We start from the raw sequence: 18,785 nt of genomic DNA, 5'->3' as shown, positions 1-18,785 counted from the left end.
TCGGGCCGCTGGTCGGGCGGCGAAGTTGTTATCTGTCCCCGAAGATCGTGCGGTGCCAGTCCTTCGCGGCGACCGCCGTGTTGTCGAACATGACGTGCTTGACCTGCGTGTACTCCTCGAAGGAGTAGGCGGACATGTCCTTTCCGAAGCCGGACGCCTTGTACCCGCCGTGCGGCATCTCGCTGATGATCGGGATGTGGTCGTTGACCCAGACGCAGCCCGCCTTGATCTCGCGGGTGGCCCGGTTCGCCCGGTAGACGTCGCGGCTCCAGGCGGAGGCGGCGAGTCCGTAGGGGGTGTCGTTGGCGAGCCGGATGCCCTCGTCGTCGCCGTCGAAGGGCAGCACGACGAGCACCGGACCGAAGATCTCCGACTGCACGACCTCGCTGTCCTGCGCCGCACCGGTGATCAGGGTGGGCCGATAGTACGCGCCCTTCGCGAGGTCACCGCCGGGGGCCTCGCCGCCGGTGACGACGGTGGCGTACGCGCGGGCGCGGTCGACGAAGCCGGCCACCCGGTCGCGCTGGGCGTGGCTGATCAGCGGGCCGAGGTCGGTGGCGTGGTCGAAGGGGTCGCCGAGCCGTACGGACTCCATCAGCTCCGCGACCCGCTCCACGAACGCGCGGTACAGCGGGCGCTGGACATAGGCGCGGGTGGCGGCGGTGCAGTCCTGGCCGCTGTTGATGAGGGAGGCGGCGACGGCGCCGTGGGCGGCGGCCTCCACGTCGGCGTCGTCGAAGACGACGAAGGGCGCCTTGCCGCCGAGTTCGAGGTGGAGCCGCTTGACGGTGGCGGTGGCCAGCTCGGCGACCCGCTTGCCGACGGCGGTGGAGCCGGTGAAGGACGTCATGGCCACGTCGGGGTGGCCCACCAGGTGCTCGCCCGCGTCCCGCCCGGCGCCGGTGACGATGTTGACCACGCCGTCGGGGATGCCCGCCTCGGAGGCGGCCTGGGCGAAGAGCAGCGAGGTGAGCGGGGTGAGTTCGGCGGGCTTCAGGACGATCGTGTTGCCGGCGGCGATCGCCGGGAGGATCTTCCAGGCGGCCATCTGGAGCGGGTAGTTCCAGGGGGCGATGGAGCCGACCACGCCGATCGGCTCCCGGCGTACGTACGAGGTGTGGTCGCCGCTGTACTCGCCGGCCGACTGACCCTGCAGGTGGCGGGCGGCGCCGGCGAAGAAGGCGGTGTTGTCCACGGTGCCGGGCACGTCGAACTCGGTGGACAGCTTGACGGGCTTGCCGCACTGCAGCGTCTCGGCCTGCGCGAACTCCTCGGCCCGCGCGGCGAGCACGCCGGCGAAGCGGTGCAGCGCGTCGGAGCGCTCGCCGGGGGTGGCGCCCGCCCAGCCGGGGAAGGCGTCCCGGGCGGCGGCGACGGCGGCGTCCACGTCGGCGGGGGAGGCGAGCTCGTAGTCGTACACGCTGTCGCCGGTGGCCGGGTCGACGACGCTGTGGGTCCTTCCGGACGTACCGGTCCGCAGCCGTCCGCCGATGTACTGCGCCCCGTCCGCGAAGCGGTCCGTTGCCTGGAAGCGGTTGCCCATGACGCTCTCCGTTGTCCCAGCTCGAATTGAGTGCCGATCCTGACAGAGGGATGCCGCCCCAACAAGGGATTCCGTAGTTGCCTTTTTATTACGCGACGGATTCGGTCGACCATGTGTCGAGGCGGCCGGAAAATCTCCGTACGGAGTGTCCGTGGCAGCTGCCAGACTCGCGTGTATGGGGAGCACGGTGAACAGAGAATCACTGACCGAGCAGGTCAAGCGGGGTGACAGGATCAAGTTCCTGCACTTCTGGGGGCACCGGCCGCGGCACGACGGGCAGCTCTCGGCGAGCTGTCTCAGCCAGTGGTGGCCGGCACCGTTCGAGGTCGACGGCATACGCTACGCGACCGCCGAGCACTGGATGATGGCCGGGAAGGCGCGCCTGTTCGGCGACGCGGAGGCGGAGCGGGCGGCGCTGGAGGCGACGAGCCCGGCAGCGGCGAAGAAGGCGGGGCGGCTGGTCCGCGGTTTCGACGACGCGGTCTGGGAGCGGGAGCGCTACGGGATCGTGGTGGACGGCAGCGTGCACAAGTTCGGCTCGGACGACGCGCTGCGGGGGTTCCTGCTCGGCACGGGGGGTCGGGTCCTGGTGGAGGCGAGCCCGCTGGACCGGATCTGGGGCATCGGGCTGGCCGCGGACGATCCTCGCGCCGGGGACCCCACGCGCTGGCGGGGGCTGAATCTGCTGGGCTTCGCGCTGATGGAGGCGCGGGAGCGGCTGCGGCAGGGCGCCTGACGCACGGGCGGCCGGGCGGAAACGCGTGAGCCGGGCCCGTGGGCCCGGCTCGTCCGCGTCGGCGGGTGGATCAGGTGCGGTCGGTGACCACCAGGCTGGTCTGCAGCGGGTCGTCCTCGAGGGTGTTGTCCCGCTCCCACTCGTCGGCGTTCGCGATGATGAAGCCGAAGAGGGCGATCATGGCGATGCCGAAGACGATGCCGATCGAGCCCATGATGATGCCCGCCAGCGCCTGGCCGGCGTTGTTCGCCTCACCGCGCTGGACGCGCTTGCGGCCCAGGATGCCGAAGATCAGCGCGAGCACGCCGAGGACGATGCTCGGGAGGCCGTAGAAGCAGAAGAGGCAGATGGCCAGGATGCCGAGCACCATGCTCGCCGTGCCCATGCCGTTCTGCGGTGCCTGTCCCCAGCCGGGCTGCTGGCCGTAGCCGCCGTAGCCCGGGTAGGCGGGGTAGCCGTACGCGCCCGCGGCCGGCGGCGGGGTCGGCGGCGCGGGGTACCCGTAGGCCGGGCCGGTCGGCGCCACCGGGGGCGGCGGCACGTCGCCCGGCGCCGGGAAGCCCGCGGGCGGGGTCGCCGACGGCATGGCGGCCATCGTCGGCTGGTCGTGCACGGTCGGCGGCGTCGGCGAGGACGGCTGACCGGGCTGCCCGGAGGTCTTGCCGAGGTCGACGCGCTCCGGCGGCGCCCACGGGTCCGCGGGGTCGAACCCGCCCTGACCGCCCTGGCCGCCCTGCGCGGGTCCGCTGCTGTCCGTCATGGTCCTCCCCCATCGTCGTTCGCTCATGCTACGACTTCGCTCGGACAAGGGTGCGGCCCGGGCGCCCGCGGCCCCGCCCTACGATGACCGGATGACCGATCTGCATCCGTTCATCGCGGGCCTGCCCAAGGCCGAGCTGCATGTCCACCACGTCGGGTCCGCGTCCCCGCGGATCGTCGCCGAACTGGCCGCCCGGCACCCCGACTCCAAGGTGCCCACGGACCCCGAGGCCCTCGCCGCGTACTTCACCTTCACCGATTTCGCGCACTTCATCGAGGTCTACCTGTCGGTCGTGGACCTGGTGCGCACCCCGGAGGACGTCCGGCTGCTGACCTTCGAGGTCGCCCGCGACATGGCCCGGCAGAACATCCGGTACGCCGAGCTGACCGTCACGCCGTTCAGCTCGACCCGCCGCGGCATCGACGAGCACGCCTTCATGGCGGCGATCGAGGACGCCCGCCGGGCCGCCGAGGCCGAGCTGGGCGTCGTCCTGCGCTGGTGCTTCGACATCCCCGGCGAGGCCGGCCTGGAGGCCGCCGCCGAGACCGCCCGGCTCGCCGTCACCGACGGCCTGCGCCCCGAGGGCCTGGTCTCCTTCGGGCTCGGCGGCCCCGAGATCGGCGTGCCGCGCCCCCAGTTCAAGCCGTACTTCGACCAGGCGATCGCGGCGGGGCTGTACTCCGTCCCGCACGCCGGCGAGACGACCGGTCCGGAGACGGTCTGGGACGCGCTGAACGACCTGGGCGCGCAGCGCATCGGCCACGGCACCAGCTCGGTCCGGGACGAGAAGCTGCTCGCGCACCTGGCCGAGCACCGCATCGCCCTCGAGGTCTGCCCGACCTCCAACATCGCGACCCGGGCGGTCGCCACGCTGGAGGAGCACCCGATCCGGCGGATGGTCGACGCCGGCGTGCTGGTGACGGTCAACAGCGACGACCCGCCGATGTTCGGCACCGACCTGAACAACGAGTACGCGGTGGCGGCGCGGCTGCTCGGCCTCGACGAGCGCGGGGTCGCGGACCTCGCGAAGAACGCGGTCGAGGCGTCGTTCCTGGACCCGGCCGGCAAGGCCGTGATCGCCGGCGAGATCGACGCGTACACCGCCGCGTGGCTCGCGCGCTGAGCCCCGTGCCGAGCGTTCCCGCCCGCGAGAATGAGGCCATGCGCAACGTCAGAGTCGTCGCCCACCGGGGCGACCCCTACCGCGTCCGCGAGAACACCCTCCGCTCGGTCGCCTCGGCGGTCGGGCGGGGCGCGGACGCGGTCGAGATCGACGTCCGGCTCACCCGGGACGGCGTCCCGGTGCTGCTGCACGACGACACGTTGAAGCGGCTCTGGGGCCACGACCGGCCGCTGTCCGCGCTCTCGTACGCGGAGGTCCGCGGCCTGACCGCCGACGGGATCCCCACGCTGGACGAGGCGCTGGCGGAGGCCGGGGACCATCCGCTGATGATCGACCTGCCCGGCGGGAACGAGGCGTCGGTGCGCGCGATCGTCGGCGCGGTCCACGACGCCGGGGCGGGCGACCGGGTCTCGTACTGCGCGGGCGGCGTGGCGATGCTGCAGGTGCGGGCCGCCGACCCGGCCGCCGAGATCGCCCTGACCTGGACCTCGCTCGCCCCGCCGCGGCCGGTCCTGCTGGACGCGGTGAAGCCGCGATGGCTCAACTACCGCTTCGGTCTGGTCACTTCGGCGCTGGCCGAACGGGTGCACCGGGACGGTCTGCTCCTGTCGGCCTGGACCGCGGACACCCGCCGCACGATGCGCCGACTGATCGCGGCCGGCGCGGACTCGATCACCACCAACCGCGTCGACGCGCTCGTCTCCGAGCTGGGGGGCCGCGGCCGGTAATGGGCGTACGGGGGGACGTACGGGAGTTGGGGGCGCGGCTCCGGTCGCTGGGCGGAGCCAACCCGTGGGCCGTGGACATCGGCCTGGCGGTGCTGGTGCAGGCGGCGGTGACGATGCCGTTCGTGGTGCCCCGCGCGCCGGAGCTGCCGCCGGCGACGTGGGCGGCGTACGGGCTGACGAGTCTGACGGTGCTGCCGCTGGTGTGGCGGCGCCGGGCGCCGTTCACCGTCCTCCTTGCGATCATGGCGGCGAGCGCGCTGTACCAGCTGGCGGTGGACGGGCCGGGGCAGCCGCTGCCGTACACCGGTCTGGTCGCCGTGCACACGATCGCCGCGCTCTGCCCGGCGCGGACCCGGCTCGTGACGGCGGTGCTGCTGACCGTGGCGGTGCCTGCGTCGGTGTGGCTCAACACCCGGTCGGTCCGCGAACTGACCTTCTCGCTCTTCGTGTTCGCGGCGGCGTACGCGTTCGGCCGGCTGGCCGACGCGCGGCAGCGGGCCGCGCGGGTGGAGGCGGAGCGGGCGGCGGCGCGCGAACGGGCGCGGATCGCCCGGGAGATGCACGACATCCTGTCGCACGCGGTGAGCCTGATGGTCGTCCAGGCGGAGGCGGGACCACTGGCGGTGCGCAGCGCGCCGGAGAAGGCGGAGGCGGCGTTCGACGCGATCTCGGAGACCGGGCGGGACGCGATGGCTCAGCTGCGGCGGATGCTGGGCGTGCTGCGGGAGGGCGACGGCCCGGCGCCGCGCGCGCCGCAGCCGGGGCTCGACACCCTGCCGGAGCTGCTGGCGCGGGTCCGGGCGGGCGGTCTGGAGGTGGCGTACGAGACGGCCGGCCGGACGCCCGCCGTCGCACCCGCGCTGGGCGCGACGGTGCACCGGATCGTGCAGGAGGCGCTGACGAACGTGGTCCGGCACGCGGCCGCCGCGTCGGCGACGGTCCGGCTCGACCACAGGCCGGGGCGGCTGACGGTGACGGTGACCGACGACGGGCGCGGGCCGCGGGGCGGCGCGTCCGGCGGGCACGGTCTGATCGGGCTGCGGGAGCGGGCGGCGGCGCACGGCGGCAGGGCCGTCGCCGGGCCGGGTCCGGGCGGCCGGGGTTTCGAGGTGCGGGCCGAGTTCCCGCTGGACGAGCGGGTGGAGGCGGGGAGTTGACGATCCGGGTGGTGCTCGCGGACGACCAGGAGCTGGTGCGCAGCGGCTTCGCGATGATCCTGGACGCGCAGCCGGACATCGAGGTGGTCGCCGAGGCGGGGGACGGGGCGGCGGCGGTCGCGGCGGTGCGGCGGCACGCGCCGGAGGTGGCGCTCCTCGACATCCGGATGCCGGGCACGGACGGCATCGAGGCGTGCCGGGCGATCACCCGGGACACGGACTGCCGGGCGGTGATGCTGACGACCTTCGACGCCGACGAGTACGTGTACGAGGCGCTGCACGCGGGCGCGAGCGGCTTCCTGCTGAAGGACGTGCGGCGGGACGACCTGGTGCACGCCGTACGGGTGGTGGCGGCGGGCGACTCGCTGCTGGCCCCGTCGGTGGCGCGCCGGCTGGTGGAGCAGTACACGGCGGGCGGGCCGGCCCGGCCCGATCCGCGCCTGGACGCGCTGACGGCGCGGGAGCGGGAGACGCTGCTGCTGCTCGCGCGGGGCCGGTCGAACGCGGAGATCGCGGCGGAGCTGGTGGTCAGCGAGCACACGGTGAAGACGCATGTGGGCAACGTGCTGGCGAAGCTGGGCCTGCGGGGCCGGATCCAGGCGGTGATCTGCGCGTACGAGTCGGGTCTGGTGACGCCGGGGACTCCCCCGCCCGGGGGAGGAAGGGGCCGGGCGTAGATCGCCTGAGCGAGCGATCCGCGCCGGCCCCCCGGTCAACAGGATGGGAGCACTGACGAACAGCGTTCCCCGAGCGAGGAGTCGACCATGAATCGGACCGCCCGCACCCTGCTGGCCGCCGCACTCGTCCTGGGTGTCGCGGCCGGCCCGGCGACGGCCACGACCGCGCCGGCCCCCGTCGCGGCGACGGAGGCGGCCGGCACCGCCCGGCTGGAGGCGGCGCTCGCGGGCCTCCCGTCCGCCGACGCGACCGCGGCCCTCGTCCGCGTCGGCGGCACGGAGGGAACGTGGCAGGGCGTCGCGGGCGTGCACGACCTGCGGACGAACCGCCCCGCCGACCCGGGGGCGCGGTTCCGCGCGGGCTCGGTGACGAAGGTCTTCACGGCGGCGGTCGTGCTGCAGCTGGCGTCGGAGGGCCGGATCGACCTGGACCGCCCGGCCCGCGCGTACCTGCCGGAGCTGATCCCGGCGGCGTACGCGGCAGTGACCGTGCGTCAGCTCCTCGACCACACGCACGGCATCCCGGCGCCGGACTTCCCGGGCACGACGGTCGAGGAGTGGTACGAGAACCGCTTCGTCGTGCACCGCCCGCGGGACCTCGTCCGCTCGGCGACGGCGAAGCGGCCGGAGTTCGCGCCGGGCGAGCGCCAGCACTACCTCAACATCGGCTACACGATCGCGGGCCTGCTGATCGAGCGGGTGACCGGCGAGCGGTACGAGGACGTGCTCGCCGGCCGCGTGCTGCGCCCGCTGGGGCTGCGCGACACGTACTCCCCCGGCACGGACCCGCGGATCGCCGGCCGACACAACCACGGCTACCAGTGGATGAAGCAGGACGACGGCACGAAGGCGCTGCGGGACGTGTCGGTCTGGGGCACCACGGACGGCTGGGCGGCCGGCGACCTCATCTCCACCACCGCGGACCTGGAGCGCTTCACCCGGGAGCTGTTCGCCGGCCGGGTGGTCCGCGGGCCCCTCCTGGAGGAGATGTTCACCCTCCCCCCGGTCCCGGACTTCGCGTCGGGCGCGCCGGCCGCGTACTCCGCGGGCCTGTCGATGAAGCGGCTCGGCGGCCGCGAGGTCTGGGGCAAGACCGGCGGCCGCTGGGGCTACAACGCGGCCGTCGCCTCGACCCGCCACGGCGAGCGCACCCTCGTCTACAGCGTCAACTCCACCGACGCCAAGGGCCAGGACATGAACCGGGTCGCCCAGGACCTCATGCTGGCGACGTTCGGAGCGCCGTCTCCGTCTCCTTCGCCGTCTCCCGCTCCAGCCGCTTGATCATCCGGCGGACGATCAGCAGCGGGACGATCCCGAAGACGCCGAACGACATGTCGATGACGGACCACCAGAACGGGATGTCGCGGATCGGTCCGCAGATCAGGGCCAGCGGGATGATGCCGGCGCAGGCGATCATGCCGAACTCGACGACCCAGATGTTGCGGACCGGATCGCGGTAGACGCCGTAGAAGGCGACGGCGATGACGAGGTGGGCGAAGGCCAGCCAGTCGGTGCCGTACAGCACGAAGGGGTACTCGGCGTCCGCCTGTTCCAGGCCGCCGCGAACGCGGGCGATCCACTCGGCGAGGCCGGGGAAGACGTCCGCGACCGGGGCGGCCCAGGTGGTCAACGCGGAGTCGAGGAGGCGGAGTTCGGTCACGAGGGGGAAGGCGGTGAGCCCGCTCAGGACCAGGCAGACGACGAAGAACGCCAGCCAGACACGGATGCGCGCGAGGAGGGCTCTCGGCCCGTTCGAGTCGCTCATGACGGCAGCGTACGCCCCCGTCTGAACGTGTTCAAAACCGGGGTGCGGTGGGCCTGGCGGGCTCGGTGGTTACCGGGCGGGTGCGGTGAGCCTCCTGGCGATCGCGTGGGCGGCGACCGTCGCACCCGCCGCCACCGCCAGCCCCGTCACCGCGTCCCGCGCCCGCGTCGGGCGCAGCACGCCCGCGCGGCGCAGCCGGCCACGGGCCCAGAGCGTGAACGGCACGACGATCAGCGGCGAGGTCACCGAACCGGGGGTGTAGCCGCGTACCGCCGCCGCCTGCGCCAGATGCACCAGGCCGTGCAGCCCAAAACCGTTCAACGCGCCCTGGTACAAGCCGGACCGGCCGCCCGAACGCGCCCCGACCGCCGCGGCCACGCCGACGATCACGCCCATCGCGCCGACCGCCGCCCGGAACTCCCGGTCGTCCACCCGCTCCATCGCCCGCCACACGGCCTCCGGCGCCTGCGGGAACCGCTTCCGCAGCATCGGGACGTTCTCGCGGATCCAGCGCGGTCCGAAGGCGACCTCCTCCGCGTCGTGCAGCGCCCAGGCGAGCAGGAGGCCGTAAGTGACCAGCGGGCCGGGGGTGTCGGGGTTCTCTGCGCTCTTCTCCATACCTCCGGAACTCACCGGCCGACGATCGAGTTCCACCGCTTCGCGAAGTCCCGCCGGTCCGTCGACCCGGACGCCGCGGCCCCGGCACCCTGTCGGTCAGGGTGCCGGGGCCGCGTCAGGGCCGGGCGGTTCAGCCCAGGGACGTCATCACGTGCTTGATGCGCGTGTAGTCCTCGAAGCCGTACGCCGACAGGTCCTTGCCGTAGCCGGACTTCTTGTAGCCGCCGTGCGGCATCTCGGCGACCAGCGGGATGTGGGTGTTGATCCACACGCAGCCGAAGTCGAGGGCCTTGGACATGCGCATCGCGCGGGCGTGGTCCTTGGTCCAGACGGAGGAAGCGAGGGCGTACTCGACGCCGTTCGCGAACTCCAGGGCCTGCTCCTCGTCCCGGAAGGACTGGACGGTGATGACCGGGCCGAAGACCTCGTGCTGCACGATCTCGTCGTCCTGGTTGAGGCCGGAGACGACGGTCGGGGCGTAGAAGAAGCCCTTGTCGCCGACGCGGTGGCCGCCGGCCTCGACCTTGGCGTGGGCCGGGAGGCGGTCGATGAAGCCGGAGACCTGCTTGAGCTGGTTCTCGTTGTTCAGCGCGCCGTAGAGCACGTCCTCGTCGTCCGGCTGACCGGTCTTGGTCTCGGCGGCGGTCTTGGCGAGGGCGGCGACGAACTCGTCGTGGATGGACTCGTGCACGAGCACGCGGGTGGCGGCCGTGCAGTCCTGGCCGGCGTTGAAGTAGCCGGCCACGGCGATGTCCTCGACGGCCTTGGCGATGTCGGTGTCCTCGAAGACCACGACCGGGGCCTTGCCGCCCAGCTCCAGGTGGACGCGCTTGACGTCCTTGGACGCCGACTCGGCGACCTGCATGCCGGCGCGCACGGAGCCGGTGATCGAGGCCATGGCCGGGGTCGGGTGCTCGACCATCGCACGGCCGGTCTCGCGGTCGCCGCAGACGACGTTGAAGACGCCCTTGGGGACGATCTGCCCGATGATCTCGGCCATCAGCACCGTCGACGCCGGGGTGGTGTCCGAGGGCTTGAGGACGACCGTGTTGCCCGCGGCGAGGGCCGGGGCGAACTTCCACACGGCCATCATCATCGGGTAGTTCCACGGCGCGACCTGGGCACAGACGCCGACCGGCTCGCGGCGGACGATCGAGGTCATGCCCTCCATGTACTCGCCGGCGGACTTGCCCTCGAGCATCCGGGCGGCACCCGCGAAGAAGCGGATCTGGTCCACCATCGGCGGGATCTCCTCGCTCGCGGTGAGCGCGACCGGCTTGCCGGTGTTCTCGACCTCGGCGGCGATCAGGTCCTCGGCACGCTCCTCGAAGGCGTCGGCGATCTTGAGGAGGACCTTCTGGCGCTCGGCGGGCGTGGCGTCGCGCCAGGCGGGGAAGGCGGCCGCGGCGGCCTCCATGGCGGCATCGACGTCGGCCTGGCCGGAGAGCGGCGAGGTCGCGTACACCTCGCCGGTGGCCGGGTTGATCACGTCGATCGTGCGGCCGTCGGCCGCGTCCCGGAACTCCCCGTTGATGTAGTTGCGCAGCCGGCGCAGCTCGGTGGTCACTTTGCCACCCCTCCTGTCACGTTCTGTGTCGCACGTCGTCGTGCGTGTCCCAATGGATGAGACACCCAAGCCTAAACGCTCGACCGACGCTTTCAACAGGCCCGAAGCCCACCAACTTCGGATTCAGTGTGATTGCGAACCTCAGACAACGAATTTCATCGCTCTCGGGTTGCCAGACCGACGAACCTCGTGCACAGTGAGGGCGTGGCCAGTCAAAGCACCCACTCCAGAACCGGGACCGGTTCGTCCCCGACGATCGATGCCGTCTCCCTGGCGATCATCGAACAGCTCCAGGAGGACGGCCGCCGGCCGTACGCCGCCATCGGCAAGGCCGTCGGCCTGTCCGAGGCCGCCGTGCGGCAGCGCGTCCAGAAGCTGCTCGACCAGGGCGTCATGCAGATCGTCGCCGTCACCGACCCGCTCACCGTGGGCCTGAGGCGACAGGCGATGGTCGGCATCAACGTCGAGGGTGACCTGGATCCGGTCGCCGAGGCGCTGACGGCCATGCCGGAGTGCGAGTACGTGGTCATGACCGCGGGCTCGTTCGACCTGATGGTGGAGATCGTCTGCGAGGACGACGACCACCTTCTGGAAGTGATCAACAAGCGGATCCGCACGCTCCCCGGCGTGCGGTCCACCGAGAGCTTCGTCTACCTGAAGCTCAAGAAGCAGACCTACATGTGGGGAACCCGATAGCCGTGAGCCAGGACCGCAGCGACCTCTCAAAGTCCGCGTACGACCACCTGTGGATGCACTTCACCCGCATGTCGTCCTACGAGAACAACCCCGTCCCCACCATCGTCCGCGGTGAGGGCACCTACATCTACGACGACAAGGGCAGGAAGTACCTCGACGGCCTCGCCGGCCTGTTCGTGGTCCAGGCCGGACACGGCCGTACCGAGCTCGCCGAGGTGGCCGCGAAGCAGGCCCAGGAGCTCGCCTTCTTCCCGGTGTGGTCCTACGCCCACCCGAAGGCCGTCGAGCTCGCCGAGCGTCTCGCCCACGAGGCCCCCGGCGACCTCAACAAGGTCTTCTTCACCACCGGTGGCGGCGAGGCGGTCGAGACCGCCTGGAAGCTGGCCAAGCAGTACTTCAAGCTGACCGGCAAGCCGACCAAGTACAAGGTCATCTCCCGCGCGGTCGCCTACCACGGCACCCCGCAGGGCGCTCTGTCCATCACCGGCCTGCCCGGCCTGAAGGCCCCCTTCGAGCCGCTGGTCCCCGGCGCGCACAAGGTGCCGAACACCAACATCTACCGCGCCCCGCTCTTCGGCGACGACCCGGAGGCCTTCGGCCGCTGGGCCGCCGACCAGATCGAGCAGGAGATCCTCTTCGAGGGCCCGGACACCGTCGCGGCCGTCTTCCTGGAGCCGGTGCAGAACGCCGGCGGCTGCTTCCCGCCGCCGCCGGGGTACTTCCAGCGGGTCCGCGAGATCTGCGACAAGTACGACGTGCTGCTCGTCTCCGACGAGGTCATCTGCGCCTTCGGCCGCCTCGGCACCACCTTCGCCTGCGACAAGTTCGGCTACGTGCCGGACATGATCACCTGCGCGAAGGGCATGACCTCGGGCTACTCCCCGATCGGCGCCTGCATCGTCTCGGACCGTCTGGCCGAGCCGTTCTACAAGGGTGACAACACCTTCCTGCACGGCTACACCTTCGGCGGCCACCCGGTCTCCGCGGCCGTGGGCCTCGCCAACCTCGACCTGTTCGAGAAGGAGAAGCTCAACCAGCACGTGCTCGACAACGAGTGCAACTTCCTGTCGACGCTGCAGAAGCTGCACGACCTGCCGATCGTCGGCGACGTCCGCGGCAACGGCTTCTTCTACGGCATCGAGCTGGTGAAGGACAAGGCCACCAAGGAGTCCTTCAACGACGAGGAGACCGAGCGCGTCCTGTACGGCTTCCTCTCCAAGGCGCTGTTCGACAACGGCCTGTACTGCCGCGCCGACGACCGTGGCGACCCGGTGATCCAGCTGGCTCCGCCGCTGATCTCGGACCAGTCCACGTTCGACGAGATCGAGCAGATCCTGCGTGCCACCCTCACCGAGGCGTGGACCAAGCTCTGACGATCCCCCGTCATCACGCCGCCCTCACGGCGTGACCCCCGGCCCGGGCATGCCGCCATCCGAGTGGATGGCGGCGGCCCGGGCCGCGTGCTGTCCGTACAAGCGGATCTGAATCCTTACGGTGCCGAGTGACCCACGTGACCCACAGGCCCGTCTCCTCGTTCCCCCTAAAGGGGGAACACACATCAGATCCGACAACGAGGTGTACGCGATGGTGGCCCCACCGGACAACGACGTGCTCTGGGCACGCTCCCTGCACCACTCCCTCGGCGGCACCCCCGCCCTCAGCGGGGTCTCCCTCGGTGTCCGCGAGGGCGAGATCCTCGCCGTCACCGGACCGCGCGGAAGCGGCAAGACGACCCTGCTGCGCTGCCTGTCCGGCCAGCTCGTCGCCGACAAGGGCGAGGTCTGGTTCAACAGCGGGCCCGTACACACCCTGAGCCTCGTCCAGCGCGAGCGGCTGCGCCGCGACAGGTTCGGCTGGATCGACCCCGAGCCGGGACTCGTGCCCGAGCTGACCGCCTGGGAGAACGCCGCCCTGCCGCTGCTGCTGCGCGGCGTCTCGCACCGCACCGCGAAGGCCGCCGCCACGGAATGGCTGGACCGGCTCGACATCGGCGCCGCCGCGCGGAAGCGGCCGCACGACCTCACCCAGTCCCAGCGGCAGCGGATCGCCACCGCGCGGGCCCTGGTCACCACGCCGTCCGTGGTCTTCGCCGACGAGCCCACCGCCACCCTGCACCGCGCCGACGGCGCCCAGGTGCTGCGCACCCTGACCGCCGCGGCCCGCTCGCACCGGATCACCGTGCTCCTCGCCACCCACGACCCCGAGGTGGCCGGGCTCGCCGACCGGGCCGTCGGGCTCGTCGACGGCCGCCGGGTCGCCACCGTCCCGCCGACCGGTTCGGAGGGCCGCGCCGCGTGCTCGCTCTCCGTCTGACCCGGGGCTCCCACCCGCTGGTGCTGCTGCGGCGCCTGCTGGTCGCCGCGGCCGCGGCGGGCGTGGGCTTCCTGCTGCTGTGCACCCTCGGCTACGCCGCCGGGCACCCCGCGCAGGCGCCGGCCTCCTCGCTGCGGCTGCTGTGGTGCGTGATCCCGCTGGCGGCGACCGTGCAGTTCGCCGTCGCCGTGGCCCGTACCGACCCCAGCACCCGGCCCCGCCCCGGACTGTCCGCGGTCGGGCTCGGGCCCGCCCGGCTGACCGCGCTCGCCGCCGCGTCCACGGCGGTCGCCTGCACCCTCGGCTCGGCCGTGGCGCTGCTGTTCTACCTGCACCTGCGGGGCGACATCACCGGGCTGCCGTTCGACGGGGCCGCGGCGGAGCTGCTCGGCGCCGACCGGCCGCTGCCGCTCGCCGCGGCGCTCACCCTGCTCGCCGTCCTGCCGGTGGCCGCCGCGACCGCCGCCGCCCTGGCGCTGCGGCCCCGGCCGGAGCGCGGTTCCGAGGCGCGTGTCGGCGACATGCCCGGCGGGCTGCCCTGGGGCGTGGCGCTGCTGACGTCCGGGCTCGCGGTGGAGACGTACGCGGCGCGCGGCGGGGGCGAGGCGGCGACGCTGCCGGGCCGCTTCGAGGCCGGCCCGGTGGGCGCCCTCGCGGGCTGGGCGCTGACGGCGGCGGGCCTGGCACTCGCGGGCCCGGCGCTCACGTACGTCTCGGGCCGCCTGCTGCAGCTGTTCCGCCCGGGGGCGACGCGGCTCCTGGCGGGCCGGGTGCTGATGGCCGAGGCGGGCCGGATCGGCCGGCCGCTGGGCGTGGTCGCCGCCGTGGCCTCGGCCGCGATCGCCGCGGTGACCGTCGGCGGCCTCGGCCCCGGCGGCTCCGGCCCCCTGACCGCGCTGGGCGCGACGCTGGTCGTCGCCTGCACGACCGCCACGCTGCTGACCGCGGCACTGGAGTCCAAGCAGACCCGCACCCACACCACGGCCGCGCTGACCCGCCTGGGCGCCCCGCCGACGGTCCTGCGTCAGGCGGCGCTGTTGCGGGTTGCGGCGCTGCTGGCGGTGTTCGTCCCGCTGACGTGGACCATCGCCACGCTGGCGGCGGCGCCGCTGAAGGGGTGAGCGTCGTCGGGGCCGTTGGCCGCCCGCGGGTCCGTCGTGGCGGGTCGCGCGCACGCGGCGGAGCCGCATATGTCACAGACCCGCGCCCCTGAAGGGCGCTGCCACGCCGCGGATACCCGCCGACCCGCTCGACAGGCGAACGTCTGCCGGGTCAAGGCGACTCCCCCAGGAGGACGACCTCGTCCGCCGCGAAGTCCACGCCGACCTCCGTGCCCGGTTCCGGGGCGTCCCGGAGGGGGACCTCGGCCTCCAGTGCGGGGGCATCGTCCATCGGGTGGAGGAGGAGGGCGGCGTGGTGGCCGCGGAAGGTGCGGGCCTCGACCGTGCAGGGGAGGCCCTCGCCGGACGGGAGCACGCGGACGCCGGTCGGGCGGATCATCAGCCGCGCCGGACCCTGGGCAGAGCCCTCCGGGACCGGGACCTTGCCCCAGGGGGTGGCCGCGGACTCGCCCGTCACCGTCGCCCCCACGACGTTGTCGAAGCCGAGGAAGCGGGCCACGAACTCCGAGGCCGGCCGCTGCCACACCTCAAGGGGCGTACCGGTCTGGGCGATCCGGCCGTCCCGCATCACCACCACCCGGTCGGCGAGCGCGAACGCCTCGCCCTGGTCGTGCGTGACCGCCAGCACCGTCGTACCCAACCGCCCGAACAGCTGCCGCAGTTCGACGACCAGCCGCTCCCGCAGCCCTCGGTCCAGCTGCCCCAGCGGCTCGTCCAGCATCAGCAGCCGCGGCCGCGGCGCGAGCGCCCGGGCCAGCGCCACGCGCTGCTGCTCCCCGCCGGACAGCTCGGCGACGGCCCGCCGCTCCGCACCCGGCAGACCGACCAGGTCCAGCAACTCCCCCACGCGCGCGGCCTGTTCCGCCCGGTCCACGCCGTGCATGCGCAGCCCGAACGCGACGTTCCCCGCCACGTCCCGCTGCGGGAACAGCTGATGATCCTGGAACATCAGGCCCACCCCGCGCCGGTGCACCGGCACCCCGCTCTGGTCCGAGCCCCCGAGCAGCACCCGGCCGCCGTCCAGCTCCTGCAGCCCGGCGACGGCCCGCAGCAGTGTCGACTTGCCGCTGCCGCTCGGCCCGAGCACGCACACGATCTCGTGCTCGGCGACCTCCAGGTCCACCGCGTCGAGCGCGGCGCGCGCCCCGAACCGTACCGTCGCGCCGTCCAGCCTCAGCATCAGAACTCCCCGGAGGTCCGCTCGGTGCGCAGCCGTTCGAGCAGCAGCAGGGCCACCGCGCACACCGCCATCAGAATCGTCGACAGGGCCATCGCCTGCCCGTAGTTGAGCTCCCCCGGCCGGCCGAGCAGCCGGGCCACCGCGACCGGCAGCGTCGGGTTGTCGGGCCGGGCGATGAACACCGTCGCCCCGAACTCGCCGAGCGACACCGCGAACGCGAACCCGGCGGCGATCAGCAGTGCCCGCCACACCATCGGCAGGTCCACCTCCCGCCAGGCCCGCAGCGGCGAGGCCCCCAGCACGGCCGCCGCCTCCCGCAGCCGCGCGTCGACCACCCGCAGCACCGGCAGCATCGTCCGTACGACGAAGGGCACGCCGACCAGCGCCTGCGCCAGGGGCACCAGGATCCACGAGGCCCGCAGGTCCAGCGGCGGCTCGTCCAGGGTGATCAGGAACCCGAAGCCGACGGTCACCGCCGAGACCCCGAGCGGCAGCATCAGCAGCGCGTCGAAACCGCGCACGAGCCGCCCCGCCCGCGTCGTCAGCGCCGCCGCGGCGAGCCCGCCGATCAGCAGCGCAATGGCGGTGGCGACCAGCGCGTACTCCAGCGAGTTCCCGATCGCCTCCAGCGGCGGCACGAGGAAGGTGCCCGCCTCGTCGAGCGAGCCCAGCGCCCGGTAGTAGCCGAGGCCGTACCCGTCGGGACCGGCGAAGGACCGCTCCACCAGCGTGCCGAGCGGCAGCAGGATCAGCAGCGCCACCGACGCGAGGACCCCGCCGAGCAGCGCCCACTGGCCCGCCCCGCGCGGCCGGCGCGCCGTGCTCCCGGCGGGGACCAGCTGCAGCGCGGTCTCCTTGCGCCGTACCGTCCGGGCGTGCACCGCGAGGATCGTGCCCACGGCCGCGAACTGCACCAGCGTCAGCACCGCCGCCGTCGGCAGGTCGAGCAACCGCGCCGTCTGCCGGTAGATCTCGGCCTCCAGCGTGGAGTACGACGTGCCGCCGAGGATCTGCACGACGCCGAAGGACGTGAACGTGAACAGGAAGACCATCAGCGCCGCCGCGGCCACCGACGGCACCAGCGCGGGCAGCGTCACCCGCCGCCAGGCCTGCCACCGGGACGCGCCGAGGACCCGTGCGGCCTCCTCCTGCCGCGGGTCGAGCTGCGCCCACAGGCCGCCGACGGTCCGTACGACGACCGCGTAGTTGAAGAAGACGTGCGCGAGCAGGATCGCCCACACCGTCGTGTCGAGCCGCAGCCCCCACAGCTCGTCCATCAGCCCGCCCCGCCCGGCCAGCGCCAGGAACGCCGTGCCGACCATGACCGTGGGCAGCACGAACGGCACCGTCACGACGGCCCGCAGCACCGTCTTGCCGGGGAAGTCGAACCGGGCGAAGACGTACGCGCCGGGCAGCGCGACCAGCAGCGTCAGCGCCGTCGACGCGGCCGCCTGCCAGAGCGTGAACCAGAGCACCTCGAGGATGTCCGGCCGGCTCAGCGTCTCGCCGATCCGGCCGAACTGCCAGGTCCCGTCCGTCTTCACGCCGCGGGCGACGATCGACACGACGGGCCAGGCGAAGAAGACCGCGAAGAACGCGACGGGCAGGGCCATCAGGCCGAGCCGCGCCGCGCTCCCGCGCAGGTCCCGGTGGACGGCCGGGGCCCGGCCGACGTCGGGACGGCTTACTTCAGGACGATCGACGACCACGACTGGATCCACTGCTCACGCTTCTCGGCGATCTTCTCAGGAGCCATCGTCTGCGGCTTGGCGATCACCGCCCCGTGCTTCGTGAACAGCTCCGGCAGCGTCGCGTCCTCGGCCACCGGGTTGACGAACATCTGGAGCGGCATGTCGTCCTGGAACTTCTTCGAGATCAGGAAGTCGATCAGCGCCTTGCCGCCCTCGGTGTTCTTCGCCCCGGTCAGCAGGCCCGCGAACTCGGTCTGCCGGAAGCAGGTGCCCGTGGAGACGCCCGTCGGGGCCTCCTTCGGCTGCGGCTCGGCGTACAGCACCTCGACCGGCGGGCTGGAGGCGTACGAGACGACCAGCGGCCGGTCGCCCTTGGCCTTCGCGCCGCCCGCGGAGCCGGAGAACTCCTGGTTGTAGGCGAGCTCCCAGCTGTCGACGGTCTTCACGCCGTTGGCCTTGAGCTTCTTCCAGTAGTCCTGCCAGCCCTCGTCGCCGTACTGCGCGGCGGTGCCGAGCAGGAAGCCGAGGCCCGGGGAGGAGCGCTCGGGGTTCTCCACCACGAGCAGGTCCTTGTACGCGGGCTTCGCCAGGTCGTCGAAGGTCTGCGGCGGGGCGAGCTTCTTGTCGGCGAAGTACTTCTTGTCGTAGTTGACGCAGATGTCGCCGGTGTCGATCGGGGTGACCCGGTGCTTGTCCTTGTCGAGCTGCAGCTCGGCCGGGACCCGCTCCAGGCCCTTGGCCTCGTACGGCTCGAACAGGCCGTTGTCGAGACCGCGGGAGAGCAGGGTGTTGTCGATGCCAAAGAAGACATCGCCCTGCGGGGAGCCCTTGGTGAGGATCTCCTTGTTGAGGGCCTCGCCGGCGTCGCCGCTCTTGAGGACCTTCACGGTGTAGCCGGTCTGCCGCGTGAAGTCGGCCAGCACCTCCTTGGAGGCGTTGAACGAGTCGTGGCTGACGAGCGTGACGGTCTTGGACTTCGTGCCCTCGCCGGAGGTGTCGGCCTTGTCGCCGCCGCAGGCGGCGAGGGTCGTGACGCCGAGCGCCGTGGCGACCGCGACGGCGGCCAGCTTCTTGGTGTGCACTGGATTCCTCCTGGGTGTGACCAGGAAG

18 protein-coding genes are annotated in these 18,785 nt (G+C 72.7%); 10 read left to right on the top strand and 8 right to left on the bottom strand.

Annotated features, from left to right (window positions below):
- Nucleotides 1-28: 28 nt before the first annotated feature.
- Nucleotides 29-1,543 carry a gamma-aminobutyraldehyde dehydrogenase gene (locus ABZO31_RS24470; RefSeq protein WP_406863419.1) on the bottom strand — a complete coding sequence of 505 codons (1,515 nt, stop codon included), beginning with the start codon at nucleotides 1,541-1,543 and terminating at the stop codon, nucleotides 29-31.
- 175 nt (nucleotides 1,544-1,718) lie between these two features.
- On the opposite strand from ABZO31_RS24470, the gene ABZO31_RS24465 reads away from it, so the two are divergent.
- Nucleotides 1,719-2,279 carry an NADAR family protein gene (locus tag ABZO31_RS24465; RefSeq protein WP_406863418.1) on the top strand — a complete coding sequence of 187 codons (561 nt, stop codon included), beginning with the start codon at nucleotides 1,719-1,721 and terminating at the stop codon, nucleotides 2,277-2,279.
- 70 nt (nucleotides 2,280-2,349) lie between these two features.
- Here ABZO31_RS24465 and ABZO31_RS24460 read toward each other — a convergent pair whose 3' ends face one another.
- On the bottom strand, nucleotides 2,350-3,039 hold the full coding sequence (locus tag ABZO31_RS24460) for a DUF4190 domain-containing protein (RefSeq protein ID WP_406863417.1): 690 nt from the start codon (nucleotides 3,037-3,039) through the stop codon (nucleotides 2,350-2,352).
- A 91-nt stretch (nucleotides 3,040-3,130) separates the two neighbouring features.
- Here ABZO31_RS24460 and ABZO31_RS24455 point away from each other — a divergent pair, with 91 nt between their 5' ends.
- The 5 genes from ABZO31_RS24455 to ABZO31_RS24435 all read left to right on the top strand — a co-directional run bounded on the left by ABZO31_RS24455 (nucleotide 3,131) and on the right by ABZO31_RS24435 (nucleotide 8,005).
- Nucleotides 3,131-4,162 (top strand): adenosine deaminase, encoded by a 1,032-nt coding sequence (locus ABZO31_RS24455; protein ID WP_406863416.1) that lies wholly within the window; start codon nucleotides 3,131-3,133, stop codon nucleotides 4,160-4,162.
- 38 nt (nucleotides 4,163-4,200) lie between these two features.
- On the top strand, nucleotides 4,201-4,890 hold the full coding sequence (locus ABZO31_RS24450; RefSeq protein WP_406863415.1) for a glycerophosphodiester phosphodiesterase: 690 nt from the start codon (nucleotides 4,201-4,203) through the stop codon (nucleotides 4,888-4,890).
- Nucleotides 4,890-6,047 (top strand): sensor histidine kinase, encoded by a 1,158-nt coding sequence (locus tag ABZO31_RS24445; RefSeq protein ID WP_406863414.1) that lies wholly within the window; start codon nucleotides 4,890-4,892, stop codon nucleotides 6,045-6,047. Before ABZO31_RS24450 ends, ABZO31_RS24445 begins: the two co-directional genes overlap by 1 nt.
- Nucleotides 6,044-6,724, top strand: a complete 681-nt coding sequence (locus ABZO31_RS24440) for a response regulator (RefSeq protein WP_406863413.1) — start codon at nucleotides 6,044-6,046, stop codon at nucleotides 6,722-6,724. The genes ABZO31_RS24445 and ABZO31_RS24440 overlap by 4 nt, the downstream gene beginning before the upstream one ends.
- 87 nt (nucleotides 6,725-6,811) lie before the next feature.
- Nucleotides 6,812-8,005 (top strand): serine hydrolase domain-containing protein, encoded by a 1,194-nt coding sequence (locus ABZO31_RS24435; protein WP_406863412.1) that lies wholly within the window; start codon nucleotides 6,812-6,814, stop codon nucleotides 8,003-8,005.
- Here ABZO31_RS24435 and ABZO31_RS24430 read toward each other — a convergent pair.
- The 3 genes from ABZO31_RS24430 to ABZO31_RS24420 all read right to left on the bottom strand — a co-directional run bounded on the left by ABZO31_RS24430 (nucleotide 7,941) and on the right by ABZO31_RS24420 (nucleotide 10,674).
- Nucleotides 7,941-8,489 (bottom strand): hypothetical protein, encoded by a 549-nt coding sequence (locus ABZO31_RS24430; RefSeq protein ID WP_406863411.1) that lies wholly within the window; start codon nucleotides 8,487-8,489, stop codon nucleotides 7,941-7,943. The genes ABZO31_RS24435 and ABZO31_RS24430 overlap by 65 nt on opposite strands.
- Before the next feature lie 69 nt (nucleotides 8,490-8,558).
- Nucleotides 8,559-9,107 (bottom strand): HXXEE domain-containing protein, encoded by a 549-nt coding sequence (locus ABZO31_RS24425; protein WP_406863410.1) that lies wholly within the window; start codon nucleotides 9,105-9,107, stop codon nucleotides 8,559-8,561.
- 130 nt (nucleotides 9,108-9,237) lie between these two features.
- Nucleotides 9,238-10,674 carry a gamma-aminobutyraldehyde dehydrogenase gene (locus ABZO31_RS24420; RefSeq protein WP_406863409.1) on the bottom strand — a complete coding sequence of 479 codons (1,437 nt, stop codon included), beginning with the start codon at nucleotides 10,672-10,674 and terminating at the stop codon, nucleotides 9,238-9,240.
- Nucleotides 10,675-10,878: 204 nt separating this feature from the next.
- On the opposite strand from ABZO31_RS24420, the gene ABZO31_RS24415 reads away from it, so the two are divergent.
- The 4 genes from ABZO31_RS24415 to ABZO31_RS24400 all read left to right on the top strand — a co-directional run bounded on the left by ABZO31_RS24415 (nucleotide 10,879) and on the right by ABZO31_RS24400 (nucleotide 14,804).
- Nucleotides 10,879-11,370 (top strand): Lrp/AsnC family transcriptional regulator, encoded by a 492-nt coding sequence (locus ABZO31_RS24415; RefSeq protein ID WP_406863408.1) that lies wholly within the window; start codon nucleotides 10,879-10,881, stop codon nucleotides 11,368-11,370.
- Nucleotides 11,355-12,743 (top strand): aspartate aminotransferase family protein, encoded by a 1,389-nt coding sequence (locus ABZO31_RS24410; protein WP_406863407.1) that lies wholly within the window; start codon nucleotides 11,355-11,357, stop codon nucleotides 12,741-12,743. The genes ABZO31_RS24415 and ABZO31_RS24410 overlap by 16 nt, the downstream gene beginning before the upstream one ends.
- Before the next feature lie 211 nt (nucleotides 12,744-12,954).
- The gene (locus ABZO31_RS24405) at nucleotides 12,955-13,683 is read left to right on the top strand and encodes an ABC transporter ATP-binding protein (protein ID WP_406863406.1); all 729 of its coding nucleotides are present in this window, start codon (nucleotides 12,955-12,957) and stop codon (nucleotides 13,681-13,683) included.
- Nucleotides 13,665-14,804: a hypothetical protein gene (locus ABZO31_RS24400; protein ID WP_406863405.1), complete on the top strand. Its 1,140-nt coding sequence runs from the start codon at nucleotides 13,665-13,667 to the stop codon at nucleotides 14,802-14,804. Before ABZO31_RS24405 ends, ABZO31_RS24400 begins: the two co-directional genes overlap by 19 nt.
- Before the next feature lie 151 nt (nucleotides 14,805-14,955).
- Here the strand turns inward: ABZO31_RS24400 and ABZO31_RS24395 are convergent, their stop codons facing one another.
- The 3 genes from ABZO31_RS24395 to ABZO31_RS24385 form a co-directional block, all read right to left on the bottom strand.
- Entirely contained in the window at nucleotides 14,956-15,984 is a 1,029-nt protein-coding gene (locus ABZO31_RS24395; protein WP_406863404.1) for an ABC transporter ATP-binding protein, read from the bottom strand.
- Nucleotides 15,984-17,597 carry an ABC transporter permease gene (locus ABZO31_RS24390; protein WP_406865460.1) on the bottom strand — a complete coding sequence of 538 codons (1,614 nt, stop codon included), beginning with the start codon at nucleotides 17,595-17,597 and terminating at the stop codon, nucleotides 15,984-15,986. Before ABZO31_RS24390 ends, ABZO31_RS24395 begins: the two co-directional genes overlap by 1 nt.
- A 71-nt stretch (nucleotides 17,598-17,668) precedes the next feature.
- Nucleotides 17,669-18,757, bottom strand: a complete 1,089-nt coding sequence (locus ABZO31_RS24385; protein ID WP_406863403.1) for a thiamine ABC transporter substrate-binding protein — start codon at nucleotides 18,755-18,757, stop codon at nucleotides 17,669-17,671.
- Nucleotides 18,758-18,785 lie beyond the last annotated feature (28 nt).

Source organism: Streptomyces solicamelliae, from assembly GCF_045348655.1.
In the GTDB taxonomy this organism is placed as follows: domain Bacteria; phylum Actinomycetota; class Actinomycetes; order Streptomycetales; family Streptomycetaceae; genus Streptomyces; species Streptomyces solicamelliae.
The sequence above is the reverse complement of the archived record's forward strand: the minus strand, read 5'-3'. Positions and strand labels throughout refer to the sequence as shown.

Excerpts from the sequence above, each read along its gene's own strand:
- ABZO31_RS24470 (WP_406863419.1), bottom strand. The coding sequence starts at position 1,543 with ATGGGCAACCGCTTCCAGGCAACGGACCGCTTCGCGGACGGGGCGCAG.
- ABZO31_RS24425 (WP_406863410.1), bottom strand. The coding sequence starts at position 9,107 with ATGGAGAAGAGCGCAGAGAACCCCGACACCCCCGGCCCGCTGGTCACT.
- ABZO31_RS24405 (WP_406863406.1), top strand. The coding sequence starts at position 12,955 with ATGGTGGCCCCACCGGACAACGACGTGCTCTGGGCACGCTCCCTGCAC.
- ABZO31_RS24450 (WP_406863415.1), top strand. The coding sequence starts at position 4,201 with ATGCGCAACGTCAGAGTCGTCGCCCACCGGGGCGACCCCTACCGCGTC.
- ABZO31_RS24395 (WP_406863404.1), bottom strand. The coding sequence starts at position 15,984 with ATGCTGAGGCTGGACGGCGCGACGGTACGGTTCGGGGCGCGCGCCGCG.
- ABZO31_RS24390 (WP_406865460.1), bottom strand. The coding sequence starts at position 17,597 with ATGGCCCTGCCCGTCGCGTTCTTCGCGGTCTTCTTCGCCTGGCCCGTC.
- ABZO31_RS24455 (WP_406863416.1), top strand. The coding sequence starts at position 3,131 with ATGACCGATCTGCATCCGTTCATCGCGGGCCTGCCCAAGGCCGAGCTG.
- ABZO31_RS24465 (WP_406863418.1), top strand. The coding sequence starts at position 1,719 with ATGGGGAGCACGGTGAACAGAGAATCACTGACCGAGCAGGTCAAGCGG.
- ABZO31_RS24445 (WP_406863414.1), top strand. The coding sequence starts at position 4,890 with ATGGGCGTACGGGGGGACGTACGGGAGTTGGGGGCGCGGCTCCGGTCG.
- ABZO31_RS24435 (WP_406863412.1), top strand. The coding sequence starts at position 6,812 with ATGAATCGGACCGCCCGCACCCTGCTGGCCGCCGCACTCGTCCTGGGT.
- ABZO31_RS24460 (WP_406863417.1), bottom strand. The coding sequence starts at position 3,039 with ATGACGGACAGCAGCGGACCCGCGCAGGGCGGCCAGGGCGGTCAGGGC.
- ABZO31_RS24430 (WP_406863411.1), bottom strand. The coding sequence starts at position 8,489 with ATGAGCGACTCGAACGGGCCGAGAGCCCTCCTCGCGCGCATCCGTGTC.